Source organism: Neobacillus sp. GCM10023253, assembly GCF_042653105.1.
Classification (GTDB): Bacteria; Bacillota; Bacilli; order Bacillales; family Cytobacillaceae; genus Neobacillus; species Neobacillus citreus.
Window position 1 is genome coordinate 144,123 of record NZ_JBHSHV010000003.1, and the last position, 13,887, is coordinate 158,009.

Annotated in this window: 12 protein-coding genes and 1 tRNA gene; 10 read left to right on the forward strand and 3 right to left on the reverse strand. The window is 40.6% G+C overall.

Features of this window, described 5'->3' with window-relative positions:
* The first annotated feature begins 152 nt into the window (after nt 1-152).
* A tRNA-Val gene (locus tag ACFPA1_RS01090) sits at nt 153-225 on the forward strand.
* An 82-nt stretch (nt 226-307) separates the two neighbouring features.
* On the opposite strand, the gene ACFPA1_RS01095 is transcribed toward ACFPA1_RS01090, so the two are convergent.
* Nucleotides 308-784: a hypothetical protein gene (locus ACFPA1_RS01095; protein WP_378580904.1), complete on the reverse strand. Its 477-nt coding sequence runs from the start codon at nt 782-784 to the stop codon at nt 308-310.
* Between the two features lie 254 nt (nt 785-1,038).
* Here ACFPA1_RS01095 and ACFPA1_RS01100 point away from each other — a divergent pair, with 254 nt between their 5' ends.
* Complete coding sequence (locus tag ACFPA1_RS01100; protein ID WP_213140974.1) at nt 1,039-2,232, forward strand: iron-containing alcohol dehydrogenase; 1,194 nt, start codon at nt 1,039-1,041, stop codon at nt 2,230-2,232.
* A 148-nt stretch (nt 2,233-2,380) separates the two neighbouring features.
* Entirely contained in the window at nt 2,381-3,307 is a 927-nt protein-coding gene (locus ACFPA1_RS01105; RefSeq protein ID WP_213140973.1) for an aldo/keto reductase, read from the forward strand.
* A 111-nt stretch (nt 3,308-3,418) separates the two neighbouring features.
* Here ACFPA1_RS01105 and ACFPA1_RS01110 read toward each other — a convergent pair whose 3' ends face one another.
* Nucleotides 3,419-4,588 carry a pyridoxal-phosphate-dependent aminotransferase family protein gene (locus ACFPA1_RS01110; RefSeq protein WP_213140972.1) on the reverse strand — a complete coding sequence of 390 codons (1,170 nt, stop codon included), beginning with the start codon at nt 4,586-4,588 and terminating at the stop codon, nt 3,419-3,421.
* 154 nt (nt 4,589-4,742) lie between these two features.
* Here ACFPA1_RS01110 and ACFPA1_RS01115 point away from each other — a divergent pair, with 154 nt between their 5' ends.
* The 3 genes from ACFPA1_RS01115 to ACFPA1_RS01125 all read left to right on the forward strand — a co-directional run bounded on the left by ACFPA1_RS01115 (nt 4,743) and on the right by ACFPA1_RS01125 (nt 8,853).
* Nucleotides 4,743-5,621 (forward strand): GNAT family N-acetyltransferase, encoded by an 879-nt coding sequence (locus ACFPA1_RS01115; protein ID WP_378580907.1) that lies wholly within the window; start codon nt 4,743-4,745, stop codon nt 5,619-5,621.
* A gap of 100 nt (nt 5,622-5,721) precedes the next feature.
* Nucleotides 5,722-6,888, forward strand: a complete 1,167-nt coding sequence (trpB, locus tag ACFPA1_RS01120; protein WP_213141318.1) for a tryptophan synthase subunit beta — start codon at nt 5,722-5,724, stop codon at nt 6,886-6,888.
* 324 nt (nt 6,889-7,212) lie between these two features.
* The gene (locus ACFPA1_RS01125; RefSeq protein ID WP_378580909.1) at nt 7,213-8,853 is read left to right on the forward strand and encodes a long-chain-fatty-acid--CoA ligase; all 1,641 of its coding nucleotides are present in this window, start codon (nt 7,213-7,215) and stop codon (nt 8,851-8,853) included.
* A 95-nt stretch (nt 8,854-8,948) separates the two neighbouring features.
* Here the strand turns inward: ACFPA1_RS01125 and ACFPA1_RS01130 are convergent, their stop codons facing one another.
* A complete protein-coding gene (locus ACFPA1_RS01130) occupies nt 8,949-9,752 on the reverse strand; it encodes an alpha/beta fold hydrolase (protein ID WP_378580911.1) in 804 nt (267 codons plus the stop codon).
* A 487-nt stretch (nt 9,753-10,239) separates the two neighbouring features.
* Between ACFPA1_RS01130 and ACFPA1_RS01135 the strand changes: the two genes are divergently transcribed.
* From ACFPA1_RS01135 to ACFPA1_RS01150, 4 genes are all read left to right on the forward strand, one after another.
* On the forward strand, nt 10,240-11,874 hold the full coding sequence (locus ACFPA1_RS01135; RefSeq protein ID WP_378580913.1) for a long-chain-fatty-acid--CoA ligase: 1,635 nt from the start codon (nt 10,240-10,242) through the stop codon (nt 11,872-11,874).
* A gap of 23 nt (nt 11,875-11,897) precedes the next feature.
* Nucleotides 11,898-12,677, forward strand: a complete 780-nt coding sequence (locus tag ACFPA1_RS01140) for an SDR family oxidoreductase (protein ID WP_378580915.1) — start codon at nt 11,898-11,900, stop codon at nt 12,675-12,677.
* A gap of 135 nt (nt 12,678-12,812) precedes the next feature.
* On the forward strand, nt 12,813-13,271 hold the full coding sequence (locus ACFPA1_RS01145; RefSeq protein WP_213140966.1) for a hypothetical protein: 459 nt from the start codon (nt 12,813-12,815) through the stop codon (nt 13,269-13,271).
* 3 nt (nt 13,272-13,274) lie between these two features.
* Nucleotides 13,275-13,880, forward strand: coding sequence for a hypothetical protein (locus tag ACFPA1_RS01150; protein ID WP_378580917.1), 606 nt, complete (start codon nt 13,275-13,277; stop codon nt 13,878-13,880).
* The last annotated feature ends 7 nt before the right edge of the window (nt 13,881-13,887 follow it).

Below are 13,887 nucleotides of genomic sequence, written 5' to 3' on the forward strand. Positions count from 1 at the left end.
CTCCTTTCTATAAATTATTATAACCGAACATTAGTTCTTTAATCAACGAAAAGAGGAATGTGTGTTCTATTTTTTTAGAGGGGTATTTAATGAAAAATTGTTATTGACTTTTTTGTCTTTTTTACTATAATAATATTTATAGCTTAAATATTGATCTGTTAGCTCAGCTGGGAGAGCGCAACCTTGACAGGGTTGAGGTCGGGGGTTCGAACCCCTCACAGGTCATCATAAATCCTAACATCTGCTGATGTTAGGATTTTTATTTGTCTTAGGAATGGTGAAAAAATAAATATTAAAAAAGCAAACTTTAATCAAAAGCCTGCTTTTTTGGTTCAGTGAACTTTTTAATAATTACTTTTATAATTATTCCTATTGCTACGCCTGGAATGACAAACAACATCGGCAGCCAGACTGGTCCAAACAAGACACCAAAGATTTTTAATTTCGGGGAATAAATACAGCCGACCGTGACAAAATAAGCGGCAAATACGAACGGAAGGAAGGAATATCTTTCACTGCCTCCGCCTCCATCCTTAAACGCATCCCACATTGCAAAGAAATATAAGCAAGGATAAAACATAAGCCACTGATAATCAGTTAAAGCAATTGCCTTTTCAATCTCTCCATGAAAGCTTAGCATAATGATTGTATTGAAATTTGCTTGTGTATTCACCAGAATTTCTAAAAAAACAAACAAGAAACCTTTAAGATATTTTTTATTTAATAATTGCCCAAACCCCGGAAGGGCAATGCTCCAAAATAACTTTTCAATTGGATTTGACAAGCCAACTTCCCCTTCCAAGGATATACCTTTAGGACTAAATGCTCATTTTTAAAGTAAACATATATCGTACTAATCAGTTTGTCCCGGATTATCATGGAATATGACAGACAATTAGGTACGGTTCAATAATTTTTTATTGGTGCTTAGGCTCAAAAGGTTTTAAAAAAATTGAGTGAATATAACAAGTTTCAACACAATTCTTTTTCTCCTTTTGTTATTATGTAATCGTTTACATAGGAAGGGGGATTTTTTTGATGAGGGATATTGTTTATTTTAGGACTCCACAAAGTATCGTTTATGGAAAACAGGCATTTAACCAAGTAGGAGTGGAAGGAGCAGGATTAGGGGATAGAGCGTTAATTATTTCAGACAAAGTCATGAATCACCTTGGGGTTGTTGATAAATGCAAACAGTTATTAGCAAATCATGGTGTTCAAAGCCGTGTATTTCTAGGCGTAGACTCTGAACCGACAGTCAACTATGTTTCTGAAGCACTTGAGCAGTTCAGTTTGGAAAAGTGTAATTTACTTATATCCATTGGCGGCGGCAGTTGTATCGATACCGCCAAAGCAGTTGCTGTATTAGTAACAAACGGAGGGGATATTGGTGACTATGCAGGCGGCAGAAAGATTGCCGAAGCGATGCCAATCCCGCATATCGCGATTCCTACCACAGCCGGAACAGGTTCAGAAGCGACTGATGTCACGGTCATTACCGACCCTTCCACGAATGTAAAAATCATGGTCAAACAACTGGCGTTTATGCCTTCAATAGCTATAGTCGACCCGCTCTTAACTATTTCCTCACCGCAGCATGTAACTGCCGCAACAGGCGTGGATGCATTAAGCCATGCCATTGAAGCATATCTTTCCAAAAAAGGGCATCCTATGACAGATTCGCTGGCATTATCAGCCATGGAACTCATTGTCCAAAATCTTTATCAAGCTTATACGAATGGAGAAAACCTTGAAGCAAGGGAAGCCATGTCGCTTGGCGCCCTTCAGGCAGGAATGGCGTTTTCCAATGCGTCTGTATGTCTGGTACATGGAATGTCGAGGCCGATTGGGGCGCTGTTTCATGTTCCGCATGGGTATTCCAATGCCATGCTGCTTCCGGCTGTACTTGAATTTAGTATGGATTCCTGCATTGACAGGCTATCCGATTTAGGGGATATCTTTGCCCCCAACCATTCCAATCGTTCAAAAGAAGAAAGGGCGAAATTTGCAGTAGAATCGGTCAAGCAGCTATGTTCTGCTTTAAAAATACCGAATTTAATGGAGTGGGGAATCGACAGACATAAATTTACCGGCGCCATCAGTAAAATGGCCAAGGATGCATTAGATAGCGGCAGTCCAGCCAATAATCCAAAAGTCCCCACACAGTGGGAAATTGAACAATTATACCGAATATGTTATGAATATGATTTCTCGGTTAAAGAAATAGTATGAATGCTTCATTAAAGCCATTGTTTTTTTACAATGGCTTTTTTAATAAGAAATTTAACTACGCCTCATGAACCGTCCTAACGGCCTCGCCAATCGGCGAGTTTTCATTTAATATGTAAGAGGGAAAAGACAATGAAAGAAGGAATAGAGTGTGAAATATATAAACATTGCCAATACCGATTTAAAAGCTTCAAACATGATTATGGGCAATATGCGGTTAACCTCGTTATCGGTGCCAGAGGCAGAAAAGTTAATCCGTACGGCTTTGGAAGAAGGGATCAATTTCTTTGACCATGCCGATATTTACGGAAGAGGTAAATGCGAAGAAATATTTTCTGACGCCATTCAAATGAATTCCCAAATTCGTGAAAACATGATTTTGCAGAGCAAATGTGGGATCCGTTTGCCGGAAGGCTTTTTTGATTTTTCAAAGGATCATATCCTGAATTCTGTTGAAGGTATCTTAACACGTTTAAAAACGGACTATCTTGATATTCTCCTTCTGCACCGCCCTGACCCGCTAATGGAGCCTGAGGAAGTTGCTGAAGCTTTTGAACAGCTTCATACAAGCGGAAAGGTAAAATATTTTGGTGTGTCGAACCACAATCCGTCCCAAATTGAACTGCTGCAAAAATACATACCATTTAAACTGGTGATCAACCAGCTCCAGTTTAGCATCGCCCATACTCCGATGATTGACTCGGGAATTTCCTTAAATATGAAAATTGATCAGGCTATTAATCGTGATAGCAGCATTTTAGAATACTGCCGTTTGAACGATTTAACCATTCAAGCATGGTCCCCATTTCAGCACGGCTTTTTTGAAGGTTCATTCCTTGGGGATTTGGAACGTTTTCCTGAATTGAACAAAACTATTGACGGAATTGCTGAAAAATACGGTGTCACCAACACTGCGATTGCGGTTGCTTGGATTACCCGCCATCCGGCCAACATCCAGGTCGTACTCGGAACAACCAATCCAGGTCGAATGCACGATGCCTGCATGGGATCTGAAATCAAATTAACTAGAGAAGAATGGTATCAAATTTATAAAGCAGCAGGGAATATTGTGCCTTAATTTATATTAGAATAAATCCAACCTCTTAAATGCCTTTCTAAGCTATATCATTAAGCGGAAATAAGCTAAGCTAAAAAGACCTGTCCTTATTTTGGGACAGGTCTTTCTGCATTACATTTTCAATGGCGTCAGGCACTGCTGGAAAATTACAGCTGCCTTTTCCGGATTTACTGAAAAGCCCATTTCCTTCATTGTTTCCCCGATTAACACAATTGCTTTCTCAAGCATTTCATTTGTGGTGTTGCCCATATGGCCGATTCGGAACGCCTTTCCTGCTAAATGCGCAAGCGCACCGGCGACAATGACACCTTTTTCGGCAAGGGCAGCGCGGAAGGCGGCATCATTCAAGCCTTCTGGGTACAGAATACAGCTAAGAGTAGCGGCAGCGACATCCTCATCGGCGATTGCCTTCATGCCATATTCGGCGAGAGCGGACCGGACTGCTCGTCCGTAAGCTTCGTGACGTTTATAGCGATTTTCCATCCCTTCAGCAAGCACCAATTTCATTCCCTCGTCGTAGGCATAAATGAGGTTTACCGGCGGTGTTGCAAAGTATTTGCCAGGATCATTCATAATTGGGATCCAATTATGAATGTCACAATAGTAGGCTGGTACACGCCCGATTTTTTCACGTGCGGCCAATGCCGATTGGTTAAAGGCGATAACTGCCAGTCCTGGGGGTACACCGATTGCTTTCTGCGATCCTGTTAACACAACATCGATTTTATAATCCGGATGGCCGTATGCCTTGCTCATATCTTCTTCCATCGCCGCAGTGGCGCAAACACCATCGAGAATAACCAATGCCCCGTGTTTTTTTATAAGGGGCACAAGTGCATCCAAGTTTGCAGCGACACCTGTTGAAGTATCGGCATGGGTGATGGTAACGGCTTTGTAATTCCCGGCAGTTAATTTTTCCTCTACTTCCTTTGTCTGAACCTGACTGCCCCATTCTGACTGAATGACGTCAACCTCAATTCCAAATGCTTTTCCTAAATGGATAAAGCGGTCACCAAAGTAGCCTTGACTGATGACAAGTATTTTCTCCCCTGCAGCCACTGTATTTACAAGTGCCATTTCCATCGCGAGGGTTCCGGACCCGGAAACAACAAACACTTCCCCGTCTGTTTTAAACATCTCTCTTGTTTTTTCAATAGCACTCTTAAATATTTTTACAAATCTTGGGTCAGTATGACCCCGGGTTTCCTGTGCCAGCGCATCATAAATGGAATCAACGACAGGTGTCGGACCGGGGATAAGCAGCATCTCTTCGTTACGCATTTTTCGTTCCTCCTAAATAGACTTTTTGGATGAAAAATAAACTAACATTTACCTCTTCTATATCATTTTCGAAAATCCTTTAATATTTTTAAGGATTCATCTATTATATGAAATGGTATAATATGGTTTGATTTCCAGGAAGGATGGTGTAAGCATGAAAGAATTGGTATTCGCAAAGGGCTATCAAGAAAACGAACTCTTAAGAAAAAGTTTTAATGAATTAGCTTCCTCCATCTTTGGCATTGACTTCGAAGTTTGGTACCAGCATGGCTTCTGGACAGAAAAATATATACCATATTCGTATATTGAATATGGTAGAGTCATAGCAAATGTATCAGTAAATCTTGTGGATTTAATCATTGATAACGAAAAGAAACAGTCTGTCCAAATCGGTACAGTTATGACGCATCCCGATTATCGAAATCAAGGTTTGTCCAAAAAACTGATGGATCAGGTTTTGGAAGATTACAAGGATATAGATTTAATGTATTTATTCGCTAATCAATCTGTGCTAGATTTTTACCCAAAGTTTGGTTTTAAAGAATATGAAGAACTCCAATTTTCAATGGATCGTTCGTTCGAGGCAAAAGACGAAACCGGCATACGAAAATTAAATGGGAGCAACGTTGAAGATTTAGCATTTATTTATAGATTGGCAGCTGATCGGCTATCAGGGTCAGCTGCCTTTGGGACACACGGAACAGAGGAGCTGCTAATGTTTTATTGTTTGATGGTCTTTAACCAAGACCTCTACTATGCCCATGATGAGCAGGCTGTGGTCATCATGCAGCATGAGGAGGATACGCTCCATCTTTATGATGTTATTAGTAAGGAGAAAGTAGAATTAATAACGATCTTAAGGAAACTTGTTAATAAGAATACTGTAAAAATTGTTTTTCACTTCCAGCCTGGGGATGACGTGCTGCCGCTTAAGACTAAGGTTGATAAATCCAGTAATGTTTTATTTATCAAAAATCTTACAGGTGTTTCATTGCCAAATGCATTTAAACATCCGCTTACCTCACAGGCCTAAAGCTGATTATTGGCAGAATATTAAAATAGTGATAATATTTTAATATTCAGTTATTGTTTTGCTTATAAATTGTTTTTGAAGGAGACGAGTTGAGATGAGTATGGAAAATTTGAGCGTAGCAAGCAAAGGGTATTTTGGCGAATTCGGAGGCAGTTTTGTTCCAGAGGATTTACAAGGAGTTCTAAACAAATTGGAACAGCAATTTTTAAAATACAAGGATGACCCCGAATTCATTGAAGAATATAATTATTATCTCAGGGAGTACATTGGAAGAGAAAATCCATTAACATTCGCCGAAAACTTAACAAAACAAATTGGCGGGGCGAAAATCTATTTGAAACGGGAAGATTTAAATCATACCGGGGCCCATAAAATTAATAACGCGATTGGGCAGATTTTGCTGGCAAAACGGATGGGAGCGAAGCGGATTATCGCAGAAACGGGCGCTGGCCAGCATGGTGTAGCAACCGCAACCGCCTGTGCGATGTTTGACATGGAATGTATCATCTATATGGGAAAATTGGACACAGAGCGGCAAGCGTTAAATGTTTTCCGTATGGAATTATTGGGGGCAAAGGTGATTCCAGTAACCAAAGGACAGGGGCGTTTAAAGGATGCTGTAGATGAGGCTTTAGGGGACCTTGTCCAAAACTATCAAAATACCTTTTATTTGCTTGGTTCAGCAGTTGGCCCGCATCCATATCCAACCATGGTGAAGCATTTCCAAGCGATTATCAGTGAGGAATCAAAGCGCCAGGTTCTTGAAAAAGAAGGAAAGCTCCCAACAGCCGTGATTGCCTGTGCAGGTGGGGGCAGCAATGCCATCGGTGCATTTGCCCACTATATCGATGAGAAAAATGTCTGGTTAATTGGTGTTGAACCAGCAGAGGCTCCGACCTTGACAGAAGGGGTGCCGGCTGTTATCCACGGTTTTAAATGCTTGACACTAATCGATGAAAAAGGGGAGCCAAAGCCAACCTATTCCATTGCGGCAGGTCTGGACTATCCAGGTGTTGGTCCAGAACACAGCTATTTAAAAGAGAGCGGCAGAGCGGAGTATGTTACAGCAACCGGTCAGGAAGCGTTAGAAGCGTTTCAACTTTTGAGTAAAACAGAAGGCATTATTCCAGCGCTTGAAAGTTCTCATGCGGTTGCCCATGCAGTGAAGCTGGCCAAAGAATTATCATCGGACGATGTGTTAATTGTAAATCTTTCAGGACGCGGGGATAAAGACGTTGAGCAGGTTTTCCAGATGTTAAAACAATAATGTAAATGAAGGATGATCCTTTTAACGGGTCATCCTTTTTTTGTCAAAAGTTATTCACAAAAAATTGTTAAAGTTTTGTGAAATACTTCTGATAAATTGCTGAATTTCGACATCTTTCTGTCGTTGACAGCTCGAGAGGTAGATAATTAAGGGAGTTTAGTCCGTAAATAACAGGGTACATGCCGAAATGTGTCGAGATTATCGCGTTTACAATTTTTCCAAACCTATCAATAATTTAAATTGAATTATATTCCAATAAGTATTTTTTATGAAAATTGCCTGTTGGAGTATGACCATTCATTAAATTTTTGAGGAGGATGTGTAATGGTGTATCAGCAAAAGCCTTGGTTGAAATGGTATGATCCTAGAGTGGAAGAGCATGTAAGTGTAAAGCACGAGTCTCTTTATGATTTTTTAGAAAGTGCCGTAGATCGTTTTAGCGAAAAACCAGCATTCACTTTCTATGGGAAAGTTTATAGCTTCAAGGAAACAAAATGGATGGTCGACAGACTCGCGTCTGCATTACATAAAGAAGGCTTTAAAAAGGGCGACCGAGCCGCAATTATGCTTCCTAATTGCCCTCACTATATATTCAGCTTATTTGCAGTTTTTCGTTTAGGCGGGATTGTTGTCCAAATGAATCCAATGTATGTCGAAAGGGAAATCGAATACGTTTTGGAGGACTCGGGTGCTAAATATATGATTGTGCTGGACTCATTCTATCCTAGGGTTAAAAAGGTCCAGCCGAGCACATCTCTAAAAAGGGTCGTAGCAGTGAACTTAACCGGTAACCGAGGCGAGCTCGGCGAAGGAGATTATTATTTTGAAGCAGCACTTCAAGATGATGTCAAACTTCCAGAAGTGGAAATAGACCCGCATGAGGATATCGCGGTCCTGCAATATACTGGTGGAACAACTGGTGTGCCGAAAGGTGTTATGCTGACCCACTACAATCTTTTAGCGAATTTCAATCAGGTCTGCGATTTTATTTATAATACCTGTGATGATGTCCCAGACTCTTTTAAAATGATTACCGTCCTGCCAATGTTTCACGTCTATGGACTGTCAAGTGTAGCTCTTTGCGGAATTCGCGAAGGCGCTAACCAGATTATCCTGCCTCGCTTTGATTTAAAAGAGGTTATGGAAACCATTAAGCGGGAAAAGCCATTTATCTTTGCTGGAGTTCCAACAATGTATTTTGCATTGAATAGTTTGTCTGAAGCATTAAAGGATTGCGGTTTTGCAGATGTATATTATGCAGGCAGCGGCGGGGCGCCGTTACCAGTGGAGCAGGCGAAAGCATTTGAAAATATTACAGGTTCAACCCTCCGCGATGGCTACGGGCTTTCTGAAGCATCTCCAACGATTGCATTCAATCCGCCGTTTTTACCGAGAAGGTATGGAAGTATCGGCATACCGGTACCAAGTACAGTGGTTAGAATTGTCCGGGAGATTGAAGACGGAGAATATGTGGATGTCCCTGTTGGTGAATCAGGAGAATTAATTGTTAAAGGGCCTCAGGTCATGAAAGGATATTGGAACCGTCCGAAAGATACGGAAGATGTAATCAAGGATGGCTGGCTGTTCACTGGTGACATTGCAAAAATGGATGAAGATGGCTATCTCTATATTCTTGACCGGAAGAAGGACATGATTATTGCCAGCGGTTACAATGTATATCCGCGCGAGGTGGAAGAAGTCCTCTATAAGCTGGAGGGTGTAGAAGAGGCGATCGTAATCGGTGTTCCTGATAGCTATCGTGGCGAAACGGTGAAGGCGTTTATTAAACTAAAAGATGGCTGTGGAATTTCTGTAGAAGAGATTATTGCGTTTGCAAAAGCCAACCTGGCACCTTATAAGGCTCCTAAAGAGGTAGAAATACTAGTGGAATTGCCAAAATCATCAGTTGGAAAGCTGCTTAGAAGAGTTTTGCGGGATGAAGAGATTGCAAAAGTGAAGGCTTAATATATTTATATTCCATTTGCTTGTAGGAATAAAGTTTAATAGTTTTAGCTGCACAGAAAAATGCCCAGTCGTGATCGATAGGGCATTTTTCTGGATTATTGTTTTTTTAGAAATTCCAGTGCTTTTTGATTAACTAGCTCAGTGGCTTCGGTAACATAGATATGCCCTGCGCCTTTAACTGTTAGAAATTCGGCATTTTCGATATTCTCTGCCAGGGTAACGCCATTTTCATATGGGACTAAACGATCTTCATCGCCGTGAATAACTAGAGTTGGTACTTTAAGTTGTTGCAGTTCACTGTAAGTGTCGTGGGCAAGGCATGCTTGGAGCTGAAGCATGTATGCGTATGGAAGAATCGGCCTTTCGATTCTTACTTTAATATCCTCTGCTACGAGATTGCGCTGATTTTCAATAAATGATTGGCTGTATAGGATGGGGGCAGTGGCCCATGCCATTTCCTCAGGAGTCGCAGTGGACGAAGCCCTGGACAGCATAAGCATAGAGACATCCGCCCCTGGCTGAACATGATTTGTACCGCCGGAAGTGGTACACCCAAGGATAAGGGATTTAATCCGTTCTGGATATTTTATTGCCAGCCTTTGGGCAATCATTCCGCCCATGGAAATACCATAAACATGTGCAACATTAACTCCTGCAGCATCGAGGACTGCCCGTGCATCTTCTGCCATCAATTCAATAGAATACGGGGTATTGGGCTTATCGCTTAAGCCTACACCACGATTATCAAAAATAATTACTTTATAGTGTTCCGCTAGAGCTGGCAGAGTTCTATACCATGACCTGGAATCAAGGGATAACCCCATAATCAATAAAAGCGGCTCCCCTTCACCATGAACCTCATAATAAAGATCAATTCCATTTGCATTCGTAATCGGCACGCAAGCACAACTCCTTTAATCATAATATTAAAATATATGACCATAGCCCTAAGGACATGTCTAAAAATCACAAATTCATGGACTGATTGCGTGCACCTAAACTGTCCACGGAACAAGGACAGATGTCTTTTTGTGGTGCCTGACACCTTTTTGTTATTCATCTCAAAATGAAAGCGTTTTCCTAAGATAGTGTCATTCAGTTGGCTTCGGCGAGGGGATAGATTGGGCGGGGAGTGAATGGGGAAAAATTCCAACAATATTCGACAAAGAACTATTTTGGGTAAAAGGGATTTTATTAAAAAAAACCCATGAATTAAATATGGAATGAATTTAATCAATGGTACCTTAAGGATATTCGCTGATATTTGTGGAATTTTGTCGATAAGCATTGGTTTACAAATCTAAACTTTGCTTCAATAATTAAAATTATATTAATATTCTAACAATCTTTGTTTTACTTTAATATCAAGGGGAGGCATAGTTTTTTATGGTTTATCAGCAAAAGCCGTGGCTTAAAGTTTATGATTCAAGGTTGGATGAGCATCTTCAGATTGAGTATAATTCTCTTTACCACTTTCTGGAGAAATCGGTAAATCGTTTTAATACGAAACCGGCAATGACGTTTTTGGGAAATGTAACCAGCTTCAATGATACCAAAACGATTGTTGACCGATTTGCTTCAGCCTTACATAGAGCAGGATTTGTTAAAGGCAGTCGTTTAGCCATAATGCTGCCAAATTCACCTCATTACATATTTACTTTATTCGGGACTTTTCGCCTTGGAGGGATCAATGTCCAAGTTAATCCCATGTATGTTGAAAGAGAAATAGAGCATGTTTTAAATGACTCCGGTTCAGAGTACATGGTGGTCCTCGATGCGCTTTACCCAAAAGCGAAAAAAGTCCAGTCAAATACTTCGTTAAAAAAGGTGATTGTTGTTAATTTTGGCGGTGCCAAAATTGATCTTGCAGATGGTGATGTTTATTTCGATGAATTCCTTGATAAGGAAGCTAGTCTTCCAGAGGTAGACATTGACCGTGAAGAAGATGTCGCTGTGCTTCAATATACCGGTGGAACAACCGGTCTCTCCAAAGGGGTAATGCTTACCCATACGAATCTTTTAGCCAATTTAACACAGGTTTGTGATTTTGCTTATAAAACATGTGATGACAAACCAGAAGATTTTAAAATCATAACTGTTTTGCCGATGTTCCATGTCTATGGATTATCAAGTGTTGCGCTTTGCGGAATCAGAGAAGGTGCCAACCAAATTATCCTGCCGCGCTTCGATCCAAAGGAAGTAATGGAGATTGTCAAACGTGAAAAACCATTCCAATTCTCAGGTGTTCCAACCATGTTCTTTGCATTAAACAGCCAAGAGGGACTAGAGGATGCTGGTTTTGATTCACTATACTACGTGAACTGCGGTGGTGCTCCACTTCCAATAGAAGCGGCCAAAGTGTTTGAAAAGAGGACAGGGAAACAGCTGCGTGATGGATACGGTTTATCTGAAGCAGCACCAACAGTCATTTTTAGTCCTCCATTTGTGCCAAGAAAGCACGGAAGTATCGGCATTCCAGTTCAGAGTACAATTGCCAGAATCGTTCACGAAACAGAAGATGGCTTTGTCGATGCACCGGTTGGTGAGGCTGGGGAGATCATCGTCAAAGGGCCGCAGGTTATGAAAGGATACTGGAATCGTCCTGAAGATACGGATGCAGTAATAAAGGATGGCTGGCTGTTTACTGGCGATATGGCAAAAATGGATGAAGATGGATACTTTTATATTGTTGACCGCAAGAAAGATATGATTATTGCAAGCGGCTTCAATGTTTATCCAACCGAAATTGAAGGGGTTCTCTATCAGCTGGAAGAAATCGAAGAAGTGGTGGTAGTGGGCGTTCCAGACCCTTATCGCGGCGAAACCGTAAAGGCTTATGTAAAGCTAAAAGCGGGTTATTCTATTAGCGAAGAAGAAATCAAACAGTTTGGAAAGGAAAACCTAGCACCATATAAGGCGCCAAAAGATGTAGAAATCCTTCCGGAGCTGCCAAAATCTTCAGTTGGGAAACTGCTAAGAAGAGTATTAAGAGACCAAGAAAAACAAAAAGTAAAAGCCTAATAGTCAACTAGGAGGAATTTAAGATGAGTTTACAAGATTTATTCAGTTTACAAGGAAAAACGGCGATTGTTACAGGCGGTGGCAGAGGCTTAGGACAGCAAATTGCCACTGTGTATGCAGAAGCAGGTGCTAATGTTGTTGTTTGTTCAAGAGATATTGAAGCATGTCAGCAATTAAGCGATGCACTCAAGGAAAAAGGTGTTCGCTCACTTGCATTTAAATGTGATGTATCAAATCCTGAAGATATCCAGCATGTTGTGGACGAAACGCTAAAAGAATTTGGCTCAATTGATATCTTGGTTAATAACAGCGGCACAAGCTGGGGAGCCCCTGCACTTGAAATGCCAGCAGATAAATGGGATAAGGTAATGGATATCAACCTGAAAGCAGTGTTTTTATTTTCTCAGGCTGTTGGAAAAATTATGGTCGAGCAGCGTTCCGGAAAAATCATTAATATTGCTTCGATTGCCGGTATGGGCGGTCAGAAACCTGAAGTCATGGATGCCATTGGTTATTCTGTCAGCAAGGGTGCCGTCATTACATTAACAAAAGATTTAGCAGTAAAATTGGCACCGCATAATGTCCATGTGAATGCCATTGCACCAGGGTTTTTCCCAACAAAAATGACCAAAGCCATTTTGGGCTATTCTGGTGAAAGTATTCTTGATCGTACACCCGCAGGACGTTTTGGTTCCGATGAAGATATGAAGGGGCCGGCGCTATTTTTAGCATCATCAGCATCAGACTATGTATTCGGTCATGTATTGGTGGTTGATGGTGGAACGACTGCAAGTGTGGAATAGGTCCGCAAGCACTTTTTAAAATTTTTCTGAATTTTTAAGAGATAGCCTTGTAGGGTTCCAGTAAATATGTTTAGATTGACATATTAGTACATATGTTAAGAAAAACATACCAACCGGTTAGTAAGAGGGAATCAAATGGAAACCACGCACCAGGACGAAGTTGCTTTTTCCAGAGAACTCGAAGCGAAAATAAATAAAAGAATCCATGAACTCACTAATAGCCGGGGCTTTACCCTAGCATGGGGGAGGGCAATGGATGCCCATTTGGCTCGGTTAAAAATTCACAGAAAGTTAACAACTAGATGGTTAAAACGATTAGACCTTCCCAATAAAGATGAAGTAGCAGAGCTTTCAATTAGATTGGTAGATTGTGTGGAGAAAATCGACCTGCTCGACGACACAATCTATAGTTTTAAAAAAAGGCAGCAAATAAATTTAACTCATTTAAAAATGGTACGACAATCATGGGAAGAACTGCTGGTTGTTTTGCGGACGGAAGAAAAAGAATTAAAAGCAGGTAATCTTACATCGCTTGAAAAGGAATTAATACAACTAAAGCGATTATTTCAAATAGAATTCGAAATGGAGGAATAACCAATGACTGAGAAAAATGAAAAAGAGTTAGAGGTTGAGGTTAATGTTGAAAATCAATTGTCAAGCCTTGAGCTGATTTGGAAGATTGGCTTTGATGAATTAGATGCATGGGCTAATCGTTTTAATAAGCGCGATGAGCTATTCTTGTCAGCGGTTAAGAACTATGTAGAAAGCGTTAAGCGCAATCAGGAAAATCTAAAAGCGGTCACTGAGCAATTTGACCGTGAAGTCAAGGAATGGGAAAAAGCTGCGCGTGAAGAATTACTTGTAACAACCACGACTTTGCAGCATTTCTTCCCTGTTAAATCTTACGAGGAAATCAATAAAGTTGTGGATGACATTCAACAAAAAACGGCAGCTCTACTGTTAACTCCGGTAAAGGCGTTAACCGGCGGTCAGGCACTAGACAAGTATCTGGATGCCGTCGAGCAATATCTGGCTTTCAGGAAAAAAGCACGTGAAAAATATATTGATAGTGTAAAGAAAACTACTAATGTACTATATGAAAATCAAAAAATATTTGTTGATTTATTCTCAAAACAATTAAAAGCAGCCATTTTTCCTTTTCAAAAATTCATGAAAAACGCGGTTGAATCAACAAAATCATAACGAGGTG

Excerpts from the sequence above, each read along its gene's own strand:
- ACFPA1_RS01100 (WP_213140974.1), top strand. The coding sequence starts at position 1,039 with ATGAGGGATATTGTTTATTTTAGGACTCCACAAAGTATCGTTTATGGA.
- ACFPA1_RS01110 (WP_213140972.1), bottom strand. The coding sequence starts at position 4,588 with ATGCGTAACGAAGAGATGCTGCTTATCCCCGGTCCGACACCTGTCGTT.
- ACFPA1_RS01115 (WP_378580907.1), top strand. The coding sequence starts at position 4,743 with ATGAAAGAATTGGTATTCGCAAAGGGCTATCAAGAAAACGAACTCTTA.
- trpB (WP_213141318.1), top strand. The coding sequence starts at position 5,722 with ATGGAAAATTTGAGCGTAGCAAGCAAAGGGTATTTTGGCGAATTCGGA.
- ACFPA1_RS01125 (WP_378580909.1), top strand. The coding sequence starts at position 7,213 with ATGGTGTATCAGCAAAAGCCTTGGTTGAAATGGTATGATCCTAGAGTG.
- ACFPA1_RS01135 (WP_378580913.1), top strand. The coding sequence starts at position 10,240 with ATGGTTTATCAGCAAAAGCCGTGGCTTAAAGTTTATGATTCAAGGTTG.
- ACFPA1_RS01140 (WP_378580915.1), top strand. The coding sequence starts at position 11,898 with ATGAGTTTACAAGATTTATTCAGTTTACAAGGAAAAACGGCGATTGTT.
- ACFPA1_RS01145 (WP_213140966.1), top strand. The coding sequence starts at position 12,813 with ATGGAAACCACGCACCAGGACGAAGTTGCTTTTTCCAGAGAACTCGAA.
- ACFPA1_RS01150 (WP_378580917.1), top strand. The coding sequence starts at position 13,275 with ATGACTGAGAAAAATGAAAAAGAGTTAGAGGTTGAGGTTAATGTTGAA.